Source organism: Amycolatopsis cihanbeyliensis, assembly GCF_006715045.1.
GTDB lineage: Bacteria > Actinomycetota > Actinomycetes > Mycobacteriales > Pseudonocardiaceae > Amycolatopsis > Amycolatopsis cihanbeyliensis.
On record NZ_VFML01000001.1, the window covers coordinates 4,119,531 to 4,136,465 of the forward strand.

The window sequence follows — 16,935 nt, forward strand, 5'->3', positions numbered from 1 at the left end:
ACTTATCGGTGGGGTACCGGCAGTTGGCCCGCCACGCTCGGGGGTACGGACGAGCCAACTGCCGGTGTCGGTGGGGAGGTCGGCGTCAACCCGATGGGGCCATTCGGTCGACCGGCCTCACCGGACCGGGGAGGCTATCTCGCCGCGGCCGGGGCCTGCGGAATCAGCGCGTGCCGACCCTGCGTGTCCGCCGCGGTCTGGTGCGTGGCCTGTGCCGGCAGTGGGGACCGCTTGCGGCCACGCCCGCGCGGGGCTTCCTGCGGGGCCAGGCCGCCGGCGACCAGGTGCTCGTGGGCCACCTGCCAGACCGAGCAGGGTGCCTTGCACCGGTGCCAGCGCGTGGAGCAGGTGGGGCAGTCCCCACGGACGTCCGGCTCGTGGGCGCGGAGCATGGCCCGCCACCCCTCGGTCAGCCGCGGCAGCTCGGAGCGTGCCACGGACACCAGGGACGGCGCGTCCGCGCGGTTGGCTAGATCGGAGAGCATATCGAGGCGTTCCCACACGGCGTTGCGGAGAACCTGCCCGAGGATCTGATCCACCTGAAACTCACCGTTACCTTTCCGCCAGTTTGGCGGCTTCGTTGAGCGCGGTCCTGAGTTCACCGAGCTGGCCCGCGGTCAGGCGTGCGGTCTCACCGGGTGGCCCGACCAGGACGACCTCGTCCTCGTCGACGAACACCGTCACGCACCGCTCCCGGCTGATGAGATCGCCGCACTGCACCCGCCATACCGGCTGACCGCCCTCGTGCTTGCGCGCGTTCGTGCCATTGGCCGTGGCGCGCGGATCGCTGTGGCGGATCGACGGCAGCGCCGACCGCGACTGCGAGACATGCCCGTTGGCGGCGGGTGGCCGCACGGAACTCGGGACGGTCGCAGCACGCCCGGCTGTGATCGAATCCACGAACTCCACGACTCCCTCCGCTGTTTCTCGGCGGCTGCGCCGCTCGGGGTGGTTCCTTCTCTGGTTGCTCTCCGTGACCGCTGTCCGTATCGGGTCGCTCACGGAGAACTGAGATCTACATTGCGACGAAACGAAGGCCGAAAGAAGGTCCGGTGGGCGTCATAGCGGCGACCGGCTCGAGTTCCACGTTAAGCGGTCGGCGGAGTTCGGCCCTGCCGATCAGCCCGGATAATCAGGTCTTCGCGCGGTTGAACAGCCGTGCCTAGGCTGACTACGACGCCCATCGGACTGTGAGGGTGCACCACATGGACGCAGACGCCGACCGCCACGGTCATCCGATACCCCAGGAGACCTGGGATCACCCGGAGATGCGGGACGCGCTGGCCAGCAGAGAGATCAGCGCGATCTACCGGATACTGCGGCGGCACGGTGTCTCGCAACGCCAGATCGCGGCGATGACCGGCCAGTCGCAGTCCGAGGTGTCGGAGATCCTCAAGGGTCGCCAGGTCATGGCGTACGACGTGCTCGCCAGAATCGCCGTCGGCCTCGGTGTCCCTCGGGGGTACATGGGCCTCGCGTACGACGAGGCCACGGCGGTTCAGGTCCGCAGCTCGGCTGTGGACCAGCAGGCTGAGGAGGACGAGTCGGTGAAACGGCGGAAGTTCCTCGCGCATGCTGCCCAGGTCACCATGGGTGCGGCGGTCTTCGGGCCGTCCGCCGACGCATGGGCGGCGAACCCGGCGAGGACGCCCGCACCGGGGCGGATCGGAATGACCGACGTCCGGCAGGTGGAAGCGGCGACCAGAGCACTACGCGCGCTCGACTACCAGTACGGCGGCGGCTTCTGCCGGGACGCCGTGGTGGCCCAGCTGTCCTGGGGCCAGCAGATGCTGCAGGCGCAGGGCGCGGACACGGTGAAAAACCGGCTGTACGTGGCGTTGGCCGACCTGCACAGCCTGGCCGGGTGGACCTCGTTCGACATCGGGCTGTTCGACTCCGCGCGGGGCCACTTCGCCAACGCGCTCGAACTGGCCAAACAGGGTGAGAGTCACCCGCTGGTGGCCAACGTGCTCTACCGGATGGGCCGGGTCTATCTGCACCAGGACGCTCCGAACGACGCGCTGAAGCTGTTCCAGCTCGGTCAGCTCGCCGCCCAGGAGTCCGGCTCGGACCTCGCGGTCGCCGTGCTCTGCGCGAACGAGGCATGGGCCTACGCGATGATGGGCAACGAGGAGCAGGCGATGAAGCTGCTCGGGTGGACCAAGGACGCGTTCTCCCGGTCGGATCTGAACAGCGCCGAGTCCTGGGTGCGCTTCTTCAACGAGACCGACGTCTACGCCATGGTCGGCACCGTGCACACCGCGCTGGCCAGGCACGACGGGGCACACACCAAGTTCGCCATCCCGGCGCTGACCAAGGCGATCGACTGCTACGGCGACGACATGGCCCGCAGCAAGACCTTCAACCTCAGCGCACTGGCCACCAACCACCTGCTGGACGGGGACATCGACCAGGGCGCCAAGGTCGGCGGTAAGGCACTGGACCACGCGGAGGGGCTGAAGTCCCAGCGGATCAAGGACCGGATGCAGCCGATGAAGGAGGAAGCGGAGCGCAGGAGTAACAATGCCGACGCCAGGGAGCTGTACGAGCGCTACAACGCGCTGTACTCCACCTAGCGAGTGGCCCGGAGGGGGAGAACGCGCGCCGGGGGGCAGGCCCGTCTTGGACGGCCGGTTCACCAGGGAGAAGCTGCACGAGGCGCTCGTGCGTACCTGCGCGCGGCTCGGCCTGGACGCCCGGGGCGCGACCCTGCTGCGGTTCACCAACAACGCGGTGTACTCCCTGGCCGACGCCCCCGTCGTGGTGCGCATCGTCGGCTCCCGCACGCTGCGGCACCGGGCGGACAAGGTGGTCCGGGTCGCCGAGTACTTCGCCGAGCGAGAGGTGCCCGCGATCCGGCTGCTCCCCGGCCTCGACCAGCCGCTGCACCTCGGTGAGCACGTGGTCACGGTGTGGTGGCGGGTGCCACACACCGGGGCACAGGCCGGTCCCGCCGAGCTCGGCCGGCTACTGCGCCAGGTGCATGCGTTGCCCCCACCCGCGCGGGTCGGCCCGTGGGCCCCGCTGGACGACGTGCGGGCCAGGGTGGCCGACGCCGAGGAACTCGACCCCGGCGACCGCCGGTTCCTGCTGGACCGCTGCGCGGAGGTGGCCGAGGCGCTGGATCGGCTGGACTTCGCCCTGCGGCCCGGGCTGGTACATGGCGACGCGCACCCCGGCAACGTGATCGTCGGCCCGGACGGTCCGTTGCTGTGTGATTTCGATTCCTCCTGCATCGGGCCACCGGAATGGGATCTCACCCCGCTGGCGGTCGGCAGGGAACGGTTCGGGGATCCGGCGGGCCGATACCAGGCGCTCGCGGATACCTACGGATTCGATGTAACGAAATGGTCCGGTTTCGCGGTACTCAAGGCAGCGCGTGAACTCAAGCTCACTACGAGTGTGCTGCCCATCCTGCGAAGTCACCCGCGGGTACGTGGCGAGCTGCACCGGCGGCTGGATGATTTACGGGCGGGAAGGACGCTGTCCCACTGGCGACGTTACGGCTGAGTGGGTGATGGCGGTGACGTTCGGCGACGGTACAAGACCGTTCGCCGTTTTGGTTCACGATGTCACTGTCTGGTCACAAGTTCGGTACCGCTAGTCAGCCTATTCGTGAGGATCTCCCCCGAAAGTGCAAATTGCAACTACGGAGCGCGACATCGATCGTGGGGTGTCGACCACACCGGAGCTACGGAAAACCTCACGAGAAAGGTGGTAACGGCCCGGGGTCGAAAAGCGGCGGTTTCCGCCCCGAAGCGTCTAGGCTGCGCAACACGCCGAGTCGTCCACCGGAGATCCTGGAGAGTCGTGGAGAGTCCCAGCCGATGACTGTGTTCGAGTACGTGGCCGACAGATGGGATCGGCTCTATCTGCAGGGGCTGTTGCACGCCAGTGCCGTCGTCCAATGCACGATCATCGCGGCGGTACTCGGAGTGGGGATCGGGATCGCGGTGTACCGCAGCCCGGTCGGCTCCGCACTGGCCACCGCGCTGGCCAGCAGCATCCTGACCATCCCTTCCTTCGCCCTGCTCGGCCTGCTGATCCCGGTGGTGGGCCTCGGCACCGAGCCCACGGTGATCGCGCTGGTGCTGTACGCGTTGCTGCCGATCGTGCGTAACACCATCGTCGGCCTCGGCGGGGTGGATCCCGCGGTCACCGACGCGGCCAAGGGCATCGGGATGAGCCGGATCGGCGTGCTGAGCCGGATCGAGCTGCGACTGGCCTGGCCGGCGATCCTGGCCGGAATGCGGGTGGCGACGCAGATGCTGATGGGCATCGCGGTGATAGCCGCCTACGCCAAGGGGCCGGGGCTCGGTTCCGAGGTGTTCTCCGGGCTGACCAGGGCGGGTAGCGCGAACTCGCTCAACCAGGCCCTGACCGGGACCGTCGGCGTCGTGCTGCTGGCGCTGGCGCTCGACGGCATCTATGTCCTGATCGCCCGCTTCACCGTCTCGAGGGGTATCCGTGCCTGAGAATGACGCCGTATCCGGGGTCGAGCTGGAGCTCGAACACGTCACCAAGCGGTACCCGGGAACCGGGGAACCGGCGGTGAACGACTTCTCCATGGTGGTGCCCGCGGGGAAGATCGTGATCTTCGTCGGGCCCTCCGGCTGCGGCAAGACCACCACCATGCGGATGATCAACCGGCTGATCGAGCCCACCTCGGGGCGGATCACCATCGGCGGGGAGGACGCGCTCGAGCTCAACCCGGACACCCTGCGCCGCCGGGTCGGCTACGCCATCCAACAGGCCGGGCTGTTCCCGCACTTCACCGTGGCACAGAACATCGCGGTGGTTCCCGGCCTGCTCGACTGGTCCAGGCAGCGGATCACCGACCGGGTGGACGAGATGATGGACCTGGTCGGCCTGGACCCGGCGGTCTACCGCGACCGTTACCCGCGGCAGCTCTCCGGCGGGCAGCAGCAGCGGGTCGGGGTGGCCAGGGCGTTGGCGGCCGACCCCCCGGTGCTGCTGATGGACGAGCCCTTCGGCGCGGTCGACCCGATCACCAGGGGAAACCTGCAGGACGAGCTGCTGCGGCTGCAGACCGAGCTGCGCAAGACCATCGTCTTCGTCACCCACGACTTCGACGAGGCGGTCAAGCTGGGCGACCGGATCGCGGTGCTCGGTGACCAGTCCTCGATCCTGCAGTACGACACCCCGGAGGCGATCCTGGCCAACCCCGCCGACGACACCGTGGCCGGGTTCGTCGGCGCGGGTGCCTCGCTCAAGCAACTCACCCTGCTGCGCGTGCGGGACGTCGAGGTCAAGAACGACGCGCTGACCGCGATCGCTTCCGAGGACTCGCCGGCCGGGTTGCGGGAGAAGTTGTCCGGGCACCGCACCAAGTACGCGCTGGTGCTGGACGAGCGGCGCCGCCCGACGCGTTGGGTGCACCAGCGGGACCTGGCCACGGCGGGCTCGCTGGCCACCGCGGGCCGGGCGATCGGCGACTCGGTGAGCACGCAGTCCACGCTGCAGGACGCGCTGGAGGCGATCATCACCGAGGGCGGGAACGCGGTGGTGACCGGGACCCGCGGTGAGTACGTCGGCACCATCGACATCAAGACGGTGACCGACACCGTGCAGCAGCTACGTGAGGAGCACGCCGAGGCCGCGGAAGGTGCGGACGCATGAGCGGTGAGGGCGACGCCTCGCGAGCATCGCAGGTCCGGCCCGCGGGGCGAGGAGCGCAGCGAGAAGGAGTCGAGCCATGAGCGGTGAAGGCGACGCCTCGCGAGCATCGCAGGTCCGGCCCGCGGGGCGAGGAGCGCAGCGAGAAGGAGTCGAGCCATGAGCACCGTGGCCGGGTTCTCCACCGAGTCGGGCTCCAAGCGCGCCGATCGGATCCGGCTGTTCGCCCAGCCCGCGGCCGTGTTCGTCATGGTCACCGCCGTGCTGATCTGGGCGTTCACCAGGGACAACGACGAGATCGAGGCGGAGTCGATCCAGGCGGGGGTGCTGCTTACCCGCACCTGGGAGCACCTGCTGATCACCATCGTGGTGACCGCGATCGTGGTGGGGGTCGCGGTGCCCCTCGGGGTGATGCTGACCAGGAGCTGGGCCCGCCCGGTCACCCCGCTGTTCACCGGGATCGCGAACATCGGGCAGGCGGCGCCCGCGCTCGGCGTGATCGTGCTGTTCTTCCTGTGGACCGACTGGGAGGGCCTGTGGTGCGCGGCCCTGCCGCTGGCCTTCTACTCGCTGCTCCCGGTGCTGCGGAACACGATCGTCGGCATCCAGTCGGTCGACCCCGCCCTCGTCGACGCCGGAAGGGGGATCGGCATGTCCGGTTCGGGCGTGCTGTTGCGGATCGAGGTGCCGCTGGCGATCCCGCTGATCCTGGCCGGCCTGCGTACCTCGCTGGTGCTCGCGGTCGGCACCGCCACGCTGGCGTTCTTCGTCAACGGCGGCGGGCTCGGCGAGCTGATCGACACCGGGTACAAGCTGAACCGGGTGCCGGTGCTGCTGGTCGGCGCGGTGCTGGCGGTCGGGCTGGCGCTGCTGGTCGACTGGCTGGGCGCCGTGCTCGAGGAGTACCTCGGACCGAGGGGCCTGTCGTGAGGGGCTTGCCGCGAGGGGGCTTGCTGTCAGGGGGACTGCTGTGAGGGAGCTGCCATGAGGCGCGGGAGGATGCGTGCGGTGCTCGGTGCGGCGTTGCTGACGCTGCCGCTGGCCGGGTGCGGGTTGAACGTGAACGCCGCGGTGCCGTTCAGTGTCGGCCCCGGGTCGATCCGGCCCGCGCCCTCGCTGGACGGCGTGGAGATCACCGTGGGTTCGAAGGACTTCACCGAGAACATCCTGCTCGGCTACTTCGCCGAGCTGGCGTTGGAGGCCGCCGGCGCGGACGTGATCGACCTGACCAACATCAACGGGTCGAACAGCGCGCGGTATGCCCTGCTGGACGGGCAGATCGACGTGCAGTGGGAGTACACCGGGACCGGGTGGCTGTCCTACCTGGGCCACGACAGCCCGGTCCCGGGCGAGCAGGAGCAGTACGAGGCGGTCAAGGAGGCCGACGCCGAGCAGACCGGCATCGCCTGGCTGCGGTACTCGCCGCTGAACAACACCTATGCGTTCGGCACCACCGCGGCCTACGCCCGGCAGCACGGCCTGGAGACAACCACGGACATGACGAACTTCCTGAAGGAGAACCCGCAGGAGGCGGTGTTCTGCGTGGAGCCGGAGTTCGCCAGCAGGCCGGACGGCATGCCCGGGGTGCAGGCCACCTACGGCTTCCCGGTGACCACGAGCAAGACCTTCGGTACCGGGGCGATCTACACCGCGATCGACAGCGGGATCTGCAACTTCGGCGAGGTGTTCACCACCGACGGCCGGATCTCCGGGCTGAACCTGCGGGTGCTCGAGGACGACAAGCGGTTCTTCCCGCAGTACAACGCGGCGGTGACCACCCGCGTCTCGTTCCTCGAGCAGTACCCGGTGCTGCGGGACATCCTGGAACCGATCGCCGCGGCGATCGACAACGAGCAGATCACCGAGTTGAACAAGCAGGTCGACGTGGACGGAAGGGACCCGGCCAAGGTGGCGCGGGACTGGATGGTGGAGAAGGGCTTCATCACCCTCCCCGATTAGCGGCTGGCGCAGGTCAGGGGCTTCTGTCAGCATGGGGGCATGCCTGCTGTGTGGGATCACGTCGGTGTCGTTGCCCTGCTGCTGCGGCGCGGCCGCCTCGGCTCCCCGCCGGGGCAGGGCTTCCTTACGCCCTGATCCTGCGACAGCAAGGAAAGAATTCGCATGTCCGTTGAATTGTCCGAGCGGTTCACCCTGCGCGAAGCCAGTGCTCCCGCCGGCGGGATCCTGGAAGGCACCCGGGTACTGCGCCGGCTGCCCGAAGGGGTCGAGTCCCGGCCGTACGAGCTGTTCGACCTGCGCCCGCTCGGCCGGGTGATCGGCGCCGAGATCCACGGGGTGGACCTCGGCACGCCGCTGACGGCCGAGCTGCGCGCCGAGCTGAACCGGGCGCTGCTGGAGTGGAAGGTGCTGTTCTTCCGCGACCAGGACATCACCTGGCAGCAGCAGCGTGACTTCGCCAGGAACTGGGGTGAGCCGGAGACCAACCCGTTCATCCCGACCGGGGACTCGGGCGAGGTCACCCGGTTCTCCCGGGATGCCTCGATGCCGGCCTTCGAGAACATCTGGCACACCGACGTCACCTTCCGGCCGAATCCGGCGCTGGGCTCGGTGCTGCGGCTGGTGCGGGTGCCGCCGGTCGGCGGGGACACCATGTGGGCGGATATGGCCGCCGCCTACGACAACCTGCCCGAGGAGATCAAGACCCGGATCGAGGGGTTGCGTGCGGTGCACGACTACATCCCCGGTTTCGCGCGGTTCTCCGACCACGAGCTGCTGCACCGCAAGCAGGAGGAGTTCCCTCCGGTGGAGCACCCGGTGGTGCGCAGGCACCCGGAGACCGGCAGGCGCACACTGTTCGTGAACCAGGCGTTCACCACGCACATCGTGGGCATGGACCGCGCGGAGAGTGACCAGCTGCTGCACCTGCTGTTCACCCAGGCACATGTACCGGAGTACCAGGTCCGCTTCCGCTGGGCGGAGAACTCGGTGGCGTTCTGGGACAACCGTGCCACCCAGCACTACGCGGTGAACGACTACCAGCCGCATGTGCGGATCGCCGAGCGCGTGGCGATCGCGGGTGACCGCCCGGTGTAGGGATCAGATGCCCAGGCGGTGCAGCAGCTGTGACTCGAGCCGCTCGAGCTCACCCGCGACGGCCCGGTGCGCGGCCTTGCGCCGGGCCGCCGGCATCCGCTCCGCGGCCCGGACGGACGCGGTGAGCTGTTCCAGCGTGCCCTGGGCCTGATCGGCGAACGCCTGGTCGTCGGCGGTCGCGCGCTGCGCCTTGCGCAGGTCGGCGAGGCCGTCGGCGACCCCGGCGATCCGGGCGTGCAGTGCCGCGCCCCGGCCGGTGAACTCGCCGAGCCGCGTTACCGGCACCCCGAGCTGCCGGGCGCGGTAGCGGTCGTAGGTCTCCCGCGCGACGCCGGCCGCCCGTGCCGCGTACGGGGTCAGCACCGGCACCACCGCGGGCCCGACCACCTTCGCCACCCCGACCGCGGTGCGGGCCCGCTTCACCGCGTCCTTGCTCTCCTTGGCGGCGTCCTTGCCCGCCTTCTTCTCGGCCTTCTTCTCGGCTTTGCGCGTCATCGCCTGGCACCTCCGGCACGTGTCGCAGTCGAACTTACTGGTCGCATCGCGGCCGGGCATGTCCGCCCGTGTCGGTGGGGACTCTTAGAGTGAAGGCATGGATTCCGAGGTGCTGCTCGACGCCGCTGTGGTGACGCGGTGCCGCCGCCGGGTGCACCTCGAACACGACCCCGCCATGCGCGAGGTCGAGCTTCCCCCACCGGACCCCGCCATCGAGCAGCGGATCGCCGACGCCGCCGCGCACCGGGTGGAGATCGCGCGGCGGCTGGCCGAGGCCACCGCGGCCGGGCCGGGCTGGGTGACCGTCCCGCGCGAGTGGACCGCGGCCGAGCGGGTGCGGGCCACCACCGAGGCGCTGGCCGCAGGGGCACCCTTCGTCTGGGGTGCCCTGCTGCCGGCCGACCCCGCTACGGGCCGGCGTGGCGGGTCGGAGCTGCTGGTGCGCACCACGACCGGCTACCTGCCGGTGATCGTGGTCCGGCACCGGATCACCGACCGCGGGACCGGGGCGCGCACCACCGCGATGACCGACCTCGACCCCGGCAACGCCGGTACGGACGAGGAGCGCAAGGTGCGCGCGCAGCCGCGGGACCAGCTACGACTGGCGCATATCCGCAGGCTGTTGCAGGCGGTCGGGTATGCCGAGCCGGTGCGGGCGATCGGCGGGGTGATCGGGCTGGACGCCGATGTGGTGGTCTGGCACGACCTGGACGCGCCGACCTGGCCGGGCGGGCGCAGCGCGCTGACCGAGTACGACGCCCGGTTCGCCGACCGGCTGGCCATCGCCGAGGCCGCCGCCGCCCGGCGCGAGCCGCTCGCCGCACCCTCCCGGGTCCTGGAGTGCCGGCACTGCCCGTGGTGGTCGACCTGCGCCACCGAGCTCGCCCGTACCCGGGACGTGAGCCTGGTGGTGCGCGGCGAGGACGCGATGGAGCTGCGCCGGGTCGGGGTGAGCACGGTGGACAGGCTGGCCGCGCTGGATCCCGCCGAGGAGGCGCCGGTGCAGTGGACCGGCACCACCCACACCGACGCGGTCGCGCTGGCCAGGGCCTGGCTGGCGGACCTGACCATGGTGCGCAAGGTGGACGAGGTCAGCGTGCCGCGTGCCGATGTCGAGGTGGACATCGACATGGAGAGCTTCGGCGACGCCGGCGCGTACCTGTGGGGCTGCCTGCTCAGCGGGCGGGACATCGGCATCGAACCCGGCTACCACGCGTTCGCCACCTGGGAGCCGCTGCCGACCCCGGACGAGGCGCGGTCCTTCGCCGAGTTCTGGGCCTGGCTGACCGAGGTGCGCTCGCGGGCCGCGGCGGCCGGGCTCGGCTTCCGCGCCTACTGCTACAACGCGCTGGCGGAGAACCGCTGGTTGTTCGGCTCGGTGGAGCGGTTCGCCGGGATGGAGGGGATGCCCACCCGGTCGGGGGTGCGCGAGTTCGTCGACTCGGACGAGTGGGTGGACCTGTTCCGCAGCGTCACCGACCAGTTCCTGTGCTCGCACGGCAAGGGCCTCAAGGTGATCGCGCCGGTGGCCGGGTTCCGCTGGCGGGACCCGGAGGCAGGCGGGGAGGCCTCGATGCGCTGGTACCGGGATGCCGTGGGGATGGACGGCGAGCCGCCGGACCTCCCGCAGCGGGACCGGCTCCTGCGCTACAACGAGGACGACGTGCGGGCCACGCGGGTCCTGCGCGAGTGGATGTCCGGCCCCGCCATGCGGGACATTCCGTTCATGGGTGACCTGTGACGGTTACCGGGGCGCCATGCGCAGCGAGCCGTCCAGCCGGATGACCTCGCCGTTCAGGTAGTCGTGCTCGACGATGTTCACCGCGAGCTGCGCGTACTCGTCCGGCCGGCCGAGCCGCTGCGGGAAGGGCACGCCCTCGGCCAGCCCGGCGCGGAACTCGTCGGTCACCCCGGCCATCATGGGGGTGTCGATGATGCCCGGCGCGATGGTCATCACCCGGATGCCGCGCCTGGCGAGGTCCCGCGCGGCGGGCAGGGTCATGGCGGCGACGCCGCCCTTGGACGCGGAGTAGGCGATCTGCCCGATCTGCCCGTCGAAGGCGGCGACCGAGGCGGTGTTCACCACCACGCCGCGCTGGCCGTCCCCGGTCAGCGGCTCGGTCTTCGCCACCGCCTCCGCGGCCAGGCGCAGGACGTTGAACGTGCCGAGGAGGTTGACCTCGAGGACCTTGCGGTACGGGTCGAGATCGTGCGGGCCGTTCTTGGAAATGATCCGGCCCGCCCAGCCGACCCCGGCGCAGTTGATCACGATCCGCAGCGGCAGACCCGCGCCCGCTGCCTGGTCGACGGCCGCCTGTACCTGCTCGGTGTCGGTCACGTCGGCCTCGACGTAGGTGATGCCCTCGACCTGCTCGGCCTTCTCGATCGAGGCGGCCAGGTCCAGCGCGAACACCCGCGCCCCCCTGCCGGCCAGCGCCTTCGCCGTCGCGCCGCCGAGCCCGGAGGCTCCACCGGTGACGATGGCCGCGGTGTCCCTGATCTCCATGTTTTCGCCGTTCCCTTCTGCTTCGGACTGCGCCCTGTGCCTGTTCCGCAGACGCGCGACACGATCGGCTCGGTGGGGCTCAGGCTTCCGGCCCGGTACGCACCTTCGTAGCTGGATCGCCCCGCCTCGCCGCTCGTGGGCTTCGCCGCGCGAGTGCTAGGTTAACGCTCGTTCGCGCGCTCGCCGCCAGTGTGCCTCCTCACCCGTCGCACGGCGTACCCGGCGGCGCCCACTTCCGTTAGCACCGTGGTCAACTCCGGCTGCGACCGTCGTGGCGTGAATGGCGCGAACGCAGCTCGGATCGTGGTAGTGGGAACGGGATACGTAGGACTGACCACCGGAGCCTGCCTCGCCAGTCTCGGGCACCGGGTCACCTGCGTCGATGTCGACCAGGCCAAGGTGGCGAGGCTCGCCGCCGGCCGGGTGGACATCATGGAGCCGGGGCTGGCCGAACTCGTGGCCCGCGGCCTGACCATGCGGCGGCTGGGGTTCGTCAGCGGCGCGCGGGAGGCGGTACGCGAAGCCGAGGCGGTGTTCCTCTGCGTCCCGACCCCGATGGGTGCCGGTGGCGCGGCCGACCTGCGTGCGGTGGAGGCGGTGGCCGCCGAGATCGCCGAGGTGCTGCCCGCGGGCTGCGCGCTGGTCACCAAGTCGACCGTGCCGGTCGGTACCTCGCGGCGGATCCGGGACCTGCTCGGCCGGGAGGACCTGCCGGTGGTGTCCAATCCGGAGTTCCTGCGCGAGGGCACCGCCGTGGCCGACTTCCTCGGGCCGGACCGGATCGTGGTCGGTTCGGACGACGCGGCGGCGGCCCGCTGGGTGGCCGGGCTGTACCGGGACCTTTCCGCGCCGAGCGTGGTCACCGATGCCGCGAGCGCTGAGCTGATGAAGTACGCGGCCAACTGCTTCCTCGCGATGAAACTGTCCTACGTGAACTCGGTGGCCGAGCTGTGCGAGCGGCTCGGCGCGGATATCGACGCGGTCACCGAGGGCATGGGCTACGACCGCCGGATCGGCCGTTCCTTCCTCAAGCCGGGTCCGGGCTGGGGCGGGTCCTGCCTGCCCAAGGACACCCAGGCGCTGCTGCGGATCGCCGAGTCCGCGCGGTTCGACTTCGGCCTGCTCACCGCGGCGGTGGAGGAGAACATCGCGCAGCGGGACCGGGTGATCGCGAAGATCGCCGGTGCGGCGGGCGGCGACCTGTCCGGCGCGCGGATCGGGCTGCTCGGGCTGGCGTTCAAGGCCGGGACCGATGACCTGCGCAACTCGCCCGCGCTGTCGATCGCCTCGGTGCTGTGCGCGCACGGCGCGGAGGTGACCGCCTACGACCCCGCGGTCGGCGGCGAGCTGCCCGGGATGACCGTGGTGGACGACGCCCACCGGGTGGCCAAGGGCGCCGACGTGGTGGTGGTGCTCACCGAGTGGGACGAGTTCCGCCGGCTGGACTGGGGCTACCTGGCCGAGCTGATGGTCGGCGACGCCGTGGTGGACACCCGCAACCTGCTGGACCCGCGGCAGATCCTCGGCGCCGGCCTGAGCTGGCAGGGCATCGGCCGTCCCCGCCGGGAACGCCGGTTGACCACCACCTGAGCCCACCGCGGAGTTTTCCGTTAGTTGAGCAAACGAACTTTGTCCCCCTAGAGTTGGGGCGTGTTCACCACGCGGCCGGAGCTCGCCGGCACTCATGGCATGGTCGCCTCCACGCACTGGCTGGCCTCGGCCACCGGGATGGCGGTGCTGGAGGACGGCGGCAACGCCTTCGACGCCGCCGTGGCGGCGGGGTTCGTGCTACAGGTCGCCGAGCCGCACCTGAACGGGCCCGCCGGGCAGGTGCCCGCCATCTTCGCGACCGCGGCCGAGCGCAGGCCCCGGGTGCTCTGCGGTCAGGGTGTCGCGCCGGCGGCGGCCACCCCGGAGCATTTCGCCGAGCTCGGGTTGGACCTGATCCCGGGCAGCGGGCTGCTGTCCGCCACGGTGCCCGGCGCGTGGGACGCCTGGTTGCTGCTGCTGCGGGACTACGGAACCAAGCCGCTGGAGGACATCCTCGGTTACGCGATCTCCTACGCCTGGCAGGGCGTTCCGGTGGTGCCCCGGATGACCGAGACGATCGAGACGGTGTCCGCGCTGTTCGCCACGCACTGGCCGAGTTCGGCGGAGCTGTGGCTGCCCGGCGGGCTGCCACCCGCGCCCGGCTCGGTGCACCGCAACCGGGCGCTGGCCCGGACCTGGCAGCGGCTGCTCACCGAGGCCGAGCCCGCCGGTGACCGGGAGGCGCGGATCGACGCCGCCCGCGGGGCGTGGTCCCGGGGCTTCGTCGCGGAGGCAGTCGACGCCTTCAGCAGGCGGGCGTTCCGGGACGACTCCGGCCGGGAGCATGCCGGCCTGCTTACCGGGGAGGACCTGGCGAACTGGTCGGCAAGCTACGAGGACCCGCTGATCACCGACCTCGGCGGGTGGGGGCTCGTCAAGTGCGGCGCCTGGACCCAGGGCCCGGTGCTGGCGCAGCAACTGCTGATGCTGCGCGAGTTCGCCGACGATCTGGCCTATGTGGACGGTGTGCCCACGGCGCGGACCGTGCACCTCGCGGCCGAGTGCGCGAAACTCGCCTTCGCCGACCGGGAGGCCTGGTACGGCGACGCCGAGGTGCCGGTCGGTGCGCTGCTCTCGCCGGAGTACGCGGCGCAGCGGGCCGCGCTGGTCGGCGCGCGGGCCAGCGCGGAACTGCGGCCCGGGTCGCCAGGCGGGCTCGCGCCGCGGCTGCCCGCGATCCTGGAACGGACCCGTGGCCTGGAGGGCGGGGCCGGCGCGCTCGGCGAGCCCACGGTGTCGCCGAGCGGCCAGGCCCGCGGGGACACGGTGCACATCGACGTGGTGGACGCCGAGGGCAACATGGTCTCGGCCACGCCGTCCGGGGGCTGGCTACAGTCCAGCCCGACCATCCCGGAGCTCGGTTTCTGCCTGGACTCCCGGGCCCAGATGTTCTGGCTGGAGCAGGGGTTGCCGAACTCGCTGCGACCGGGAAGGCGCCCGCGGATCACGCTGTCGCCCTCGATGGCGCTGCGGGAAGGCGAACCGGTGCTGGCCTTCGGCACCCCCGGCGGCGACCAGCAGGATCAGTGGCAGCTCTGCTTCTGGCTGGCGCACGTGCTCGGCGGGCTGAACCTGCAGGAGTCCATCGACGCGCCCGCCTGGCACACCACGGCGTTCCCCGGCTCGTTCTACCCGCGCGCCTGGCACCCGCGCGAGCTCGTGGTCGAGTCCAGGCTCGGCGAGTCCACAATAGACGAACTGGGTGAGCGGGAGCACCGGGTGCTGGACGCCGGGCCCTGGGCGCTCGGCAGGCTTTCCGCCGTCGCCAGGGACCCGGCCACCGGCATCCTGCGCGCGGCGGCCAACGCCCGCGGGATGCAGGGCTACGCCGTCGGCCGCTGATCCCCAGCTCCCCCGGCGTGTTTGCCGCCCACGCGCACGTGTTTGCCCTCCACGCGCGTGAGTTTGCCGCCCATGCGCGTGAGTTTGCCGTTCCGGTAGGCGAGTTTGCCGTTCCGGTAGGCGAGTTTGCCGCTCATGCGGCCGGGACGCTCCGGTTCAGTGCCCGGACCGCGCCCTCGGCCGCGCGCAGCGCGCTGTTCATCGAGATCTCCCCGCGCATCCCGGGTGCGGCCACCATGTCCCCGGCGAGGAACACGTCGTCGCCGCGCTCGATGGCGGGGCGGTCCCGCCAGGTGAACCCGGGCAGGTCCAGCGCGCCGGTGCGCCCCCTTGCCCGCCCGGTGCGCTGCCAGGTGGTGCGGTCCCGCCAGCCGGGAACCAGCAGGTCGGTGAAGCTCTCCAGCCTGCGGTGCGTGTCCGCCGTGCGCTCGCCGGCGCGCACCGGCATGTCGATCTGGAACAGCGACTCGCCCGCGGGCGCGATGGTCGGGTCCTGCGCGGAGTAGCACTCGTGGAAGCCGCCCTCGTCCAGGTCGAAGACCACGAAGGCGTCCCGCCGGTCCCTGGTCACCGCGAGGTCCAGCATGACGCAGTCCCCGCTTTCCCAGCGCAGCGAGTCGTCGCCGAGCAGCACGCGGGCGGAGGACAGTTCGGTGGCCACGATCGTCGGGCCGGCGGGCAGCTCGGTGAGCCGCGACTTCAGCTCGATCCGTACCCCGAGCTCGCGCGCCCGCTCGGCCATCCGGTCGAGCACCGCCTGCCAGCCGCCGACGACCCACCGGACGGCGACGATCGGGTTGAGCACCCGCAGCAGCAGGTCCTGCACGAACGCCGCGGACAGCCTGCCGGTGTCCGCGGCGAAGGTGACCACGCTGATCGCGTTCGCGGCCGCCTCGGCGGTGCGCTCGCCGTACCGGGCCGTTGCCCAGGTGCGGAAGTCCTGGTCCACCGGCGCCCGCTTGCGGCCGGCGGCCAGCCGCAGCAGCCCGGCGGGCACGCCCCTGCGGAACCGGCCGCGGTCCCGGAAACCCACGCGCAGCGCGGCGGGCAGCGGCGGCCAGCCGAGCTTGCCGACCAGGTCACGCTCCTTCATCCAGGTCCAGTGTGGACCGTCGGCGTAGAACACGTGCGCGCCCTCGTGCGCCACGTGGGGCGGCGGGGTGGCCCGCCCGCGCCCGCCGAGCGAGGCGTGCGCCTCGTGCAGTGTCACCGCGGCGCCCGCCTCGGCGCAGGTGATCGCCGCGACCAGACCCGCCAGCCCACCGCCGACGATCGTGATCTCACCCTTCATCGACTGCCTCCTGTCATCCATCCTGCTACCCCCTGGACGAGGCGGTCGCGGGGAACGTGACAGCGCGGCGTCACGACCTCGTCGTGACCCAGGTCGTAGCGGTGGTGGCGGAGCCGCCGAGGTGCCGGTCGTGCCGGCGGTCAGCGGGTGATGTGCCAGAGGATCACGTTGTGCACGTGGTGGGCCTTCTGGTGCCCGCGGAACTCGACCTCGTGTACGTGGGAGCCCGAGGTGATCGCGATCGAGCTGGTGCTGAAGAACGAGCCACCCCAGCTCTTGTTGGACAGCACCGCGACGCTGTGGATCTTCGCGTACGGCAGCGAGACCAGCGCGGTCTTCTTCCCGACGAACGACTTGTCCTGCACGATCACCCGCAGGCCGGTCAGCCCGATGAACCCCGTGCCGGCCCCGATCGCGTCGTAGACCGCCAGCACGCGCTCGCCGTCGAGCAGCCCGCTGACCACCTGCTCGTACTGGTCGCGCTTGTCGAAAACCGGCTCGCCACCGCTGGACATGCCCC

General features: G+C 71.0%; 16 protein-coding genes. 10 read left to right on the forward strand and 6 right to left on the reverse strand.

All coding sequences use genetic code 11. The annotated features are described in order from the left end of the window. Nucleotides 1-134 precede the first annotated feature (134 nt). Nucleotides 135-539: a hypothetical protein gene (locus FB471_RS18700; protein WP_141999733.1), complete on the reverse strand. Its 405-nt coding sequence runs from the start codon at nt 537-539 to the stop codon at nt 135-137. Nucleotides 540-552: 13 nt separating this feature from the next. After that, a complete protein-coding gene (locus FB471_RS18705; protein ID WP_141999734.1) occupies nt 553-909 on the reverse strand; it encodes a hypothetical protein in 357 nt (118 codons plus the stop codon). 296 nt (nt 910-1,205) lie between these two features. On the opposite strand from FB471_RS18705, the gene FB471_RS18710 reads away from it, so the two are divergent. The 7 genes from FB471_RS18710 to FB471_RS18740 all read left to right on the forward strand — a co-directional run bounded on the left by FB471_RS18710 (nt 1,206) and on the right by FB471_RS18740 (nt 8,691). Further along, nucleotides 1,206-2,576 (forward strand): helix-turn-helix transcriptional regulator, encoded by a 1,371-nt coding sequence (locus FB471_RS18710; protein WP_141999735.1) that lies wholly within the window; start codon nt 1,206-1,208, stop codon nt 2,574-2,576. 46 nt (nt 2,577-2,622) lie between these two features. Continuing rightward, nucleotides 2,623-3,510, forward strand: coding sequence for a phosphotransferase family protein (locus tag FB471_RS18715; protein WP_246076470.1), 888 nt, complete (start codon nt 2,623-2,625; stop codon nt 3,508-3,510). A 317-nt stretch (nt 3,511-3,827) separates the two neighbouring features. Continuing rightward, complete coding sequence (locus tag FB471_RS18720) at nt 3,828-4,475, forward strand: ABC transporter permease (protein WP_141999737.1); 648 nt, start codon at nt 3,828-3,830, stop codon at nt 4,473-4,475. Then, the gene (locus tag FB471_RS18725; RefSeq protein ID WP_141999738.1) at nt 4,468-5,640 is read left to right on the forward strand and encodes an ABC transporter ATP-binding protein; all 1,173 of its coding nucleotides are present in this window, start codon (nt 4,468-4,470) and stop codon (nt 5,638-5,640) included. Before FB471_RS18720 ends, FB471_RS18725 begins: the two co-directional genes overlap by 8 nt. A gap of 156 nt (nt 5,641-5,796) precedes the next feature. Next, a complete protein-coding gene (locus tag FB471_RS18730; protein WP_141999739.1) occupies nt 5,797-6,567 on the forward strand; it encodes an ABC transporter permease in 771 nt (256 codons plus the stop codon). Nucleotides 6,568-6,621: 54 nt separating this feature from the next. Continuing rightward, on the forward strand, nt 6,622-7,596 hold the full coding sequence (locus tag FB471_RS18735; protein ID WP_141999740.1) for a glycine betaine ABC transporter substrate-binding protein: 975 nt from the start codon (nt 6,622-6,624) through the stop codon (nt 7,594-7,596). A 162-nt stretch (nt 7,597-7,758) separates the two neighbouring features. Continuing rightward, nucleotides 7,759-8,691 (forward strand): TauD/TfdA dioxygenase family protein, encoded by a 933-nt coding sequence (locus FB471_RS18740; protein ID WP_141999741.1) that lies wholly within the window; start codon nt 7,759-7,761, stop codon nt 8,689-8,691. Between the two features lie 3 nt (nt 8,692-8,694). Here the strand turns inward: FB471_RS18740 and FB471_RS18745 are convergent, their stop codons facing one another. Next, nucleotides 8,695-9,186, reverse strand: a complete 492-nt coding sequence (locus FB471_RS18745) for a DUF6474 family protein (protein ID WP_141999742.1) — start codon at nt 9,184-9,186, stop codon at nt 8,695-8,697. 97 nt (nt 9,187-9,283) lie between these two features. Here FB471_RS18745 and FB471_RS18750 point away from each other — a divergent pair, with 97 nt between their 5' ends. After that, nucleotides 9,284-10,927, forward strand: coding sequence for a TM0106 family RecB-like putative nuclease (locus FB471_RS18750; RefSeq protein WP_141999743.1), 1,644 nt, complete (start codon nt 9,284-9,286; stop codon nt 10,925-10,927). A 3-nt stretch (nt 10,928-10,930) separates the two neighbouring features. On the opposite strand, the gene FB471_RS18755 is transcribed toward FB471_RS18750, so the two are convergent. Continuing rightward, nucleotides 10,931-11,692, reverse strand: a complete 762-nt coding sequence (locus FB471_RS18755; RefSeq protein WP_141999744.1) for an SDR family NAD(P)-dependent oxidoreductase — start codon at nt 11,690-11,692, stop codon at nt 10,931-10,933. 276 nt (nt 11,693-11,968) lie between these two features. Here FB471_RS18755 and FB471_RS18760 point away from each other — a divergent pair, with 276 nt between their 5' ends. Continuing rightward, nucleotides 11,969-13,282, forward strand: coding sequence for a UDP-glucose dehydrogenase family protein (locus tag FB471_RS18760; protein ID WP_281287407.1), 1,314 nt, complete (start codon nt 11,969-11,971; stop codon nt 13,280-13,282). Between the two features lie 60 nt (nt 13,283-13,342). Next, on the forward strand, nt 13,343-15,124 hold the full coding sequence (locus FB471_RS18765) for a gamma-glutamyltransferase family protein (protein ID WP_141999746.1): 1,782 nt from the start codon (nt 13,343-13,345) through the stop codon (nt 15,122-15,124). Between the two features lie 133 nt (nt 15,125-15,257). Here the strand turns inward: FB471_RS18765 and FB471_RS18770 are convergent, their stop codons facing one another. Both FB471_RS18770 and FB471_RS18775 read right to left on the reverse strand, forming a co-directional pair. Next, nucleotides 15,258-16,415: an NAD(P)-binding protein gene (locus FB471_RS18770; protein ID WP_141999747.1), complete on the reverse strand. Its 1,158-nt coding sequence runs from the start codon at nt 16,413-16,415 to the stop codon at nt 15,258-15,260. A 140-nt stretch (nt 16,416-16,555) separates the two neighbouring features. After that, nucleotides 16,556-16,930 carry a PH domain-containing protein gene (locus FB471_RS18775; RefSeq protein ID WP_141999748.1) on the reverse strand — a complete coding sequence of 125 codons (375 nt, stop codon included), beginning with the start codon at nt 16,928-16,930 and terminating at the stop codon, nt 16,556-16,558. Nucleotides 16,931-16,935: the final 5 nt, after the last annotated feature.

Bases quoted from the DNA above. Each gene is read 5' to 3' on its own strand.
- FB471_RS18710 (WP_141999735.1), top strand. From the start codon at position 1,206: ATGGACGCAGACGCCGACCGCCACGGTCATCCGATACCCCAGGAGACC.
- FB471_RS18720 (WP_141999737.1), top strand. From the start codon at position 3,828: ATGACTGTGTTCGAGTACGTGGCCGACAGATGGGATCGGCTCTATCTG.
- FB471_RS18730 (WP_141999739.1), top strand. From the start codon at position 5,797: ATGAGCACCGTGGCCGGGTTCTCCACCGAGTCGGGCTCCAAGCGCGCC.
- FB471_RS18735 (WP_141999740.1), top strand. From the start codon at position 6,622: ATGAGGCGCGGGAGGATGCGTGCGGTGCTCGGTGCGGCGTTGCTGACG.
- FB471_RS18740 (WP_141999741.1), top strand. From the start codon at position 7,759: ATGTCCGTTGAATTGTCCGAGCGGTTCACCCTGCGCGAAGCCAGTGCT.
- FB471_RS18745 (WP_141999742.1), bottom strand. From the start codon at position 9,186: ATGACGCGCAAAGCCGAGAAGAAGGCCGAGAAGAAGGCGGGCAAGGAC.
- FB471_RS18750 (WP_141999743.1), top strand. From the start codon at position 9,284: ATGGATTCCGAGGTGCTGCTCGACGCCGCTGTGGTGACGCGGTGCCGC.
- FB471_RS18755 (WP_141999744.1), bottom strand. From the start codon at position 11,692: ATGGAGATCAGGGACACCGCGGCCATCGTCACCGGTGGAGCCTCCGGG.
- FB471_RS18770 (WP_141999747.1), bottom strand. From the start codon at position 16,415: ATGAAGGGTGAGATCACGATCGTCGGCGGTGGGCTGGCGGGTCTGGTC.
- FB471_RS18775 (WP_141999748.1), bottom strand. From the start codon at position 16,930: ATGTCCAGCGGTGGCGAGCCGGTTTTCGACAAGCGCGACCAGTACGAG.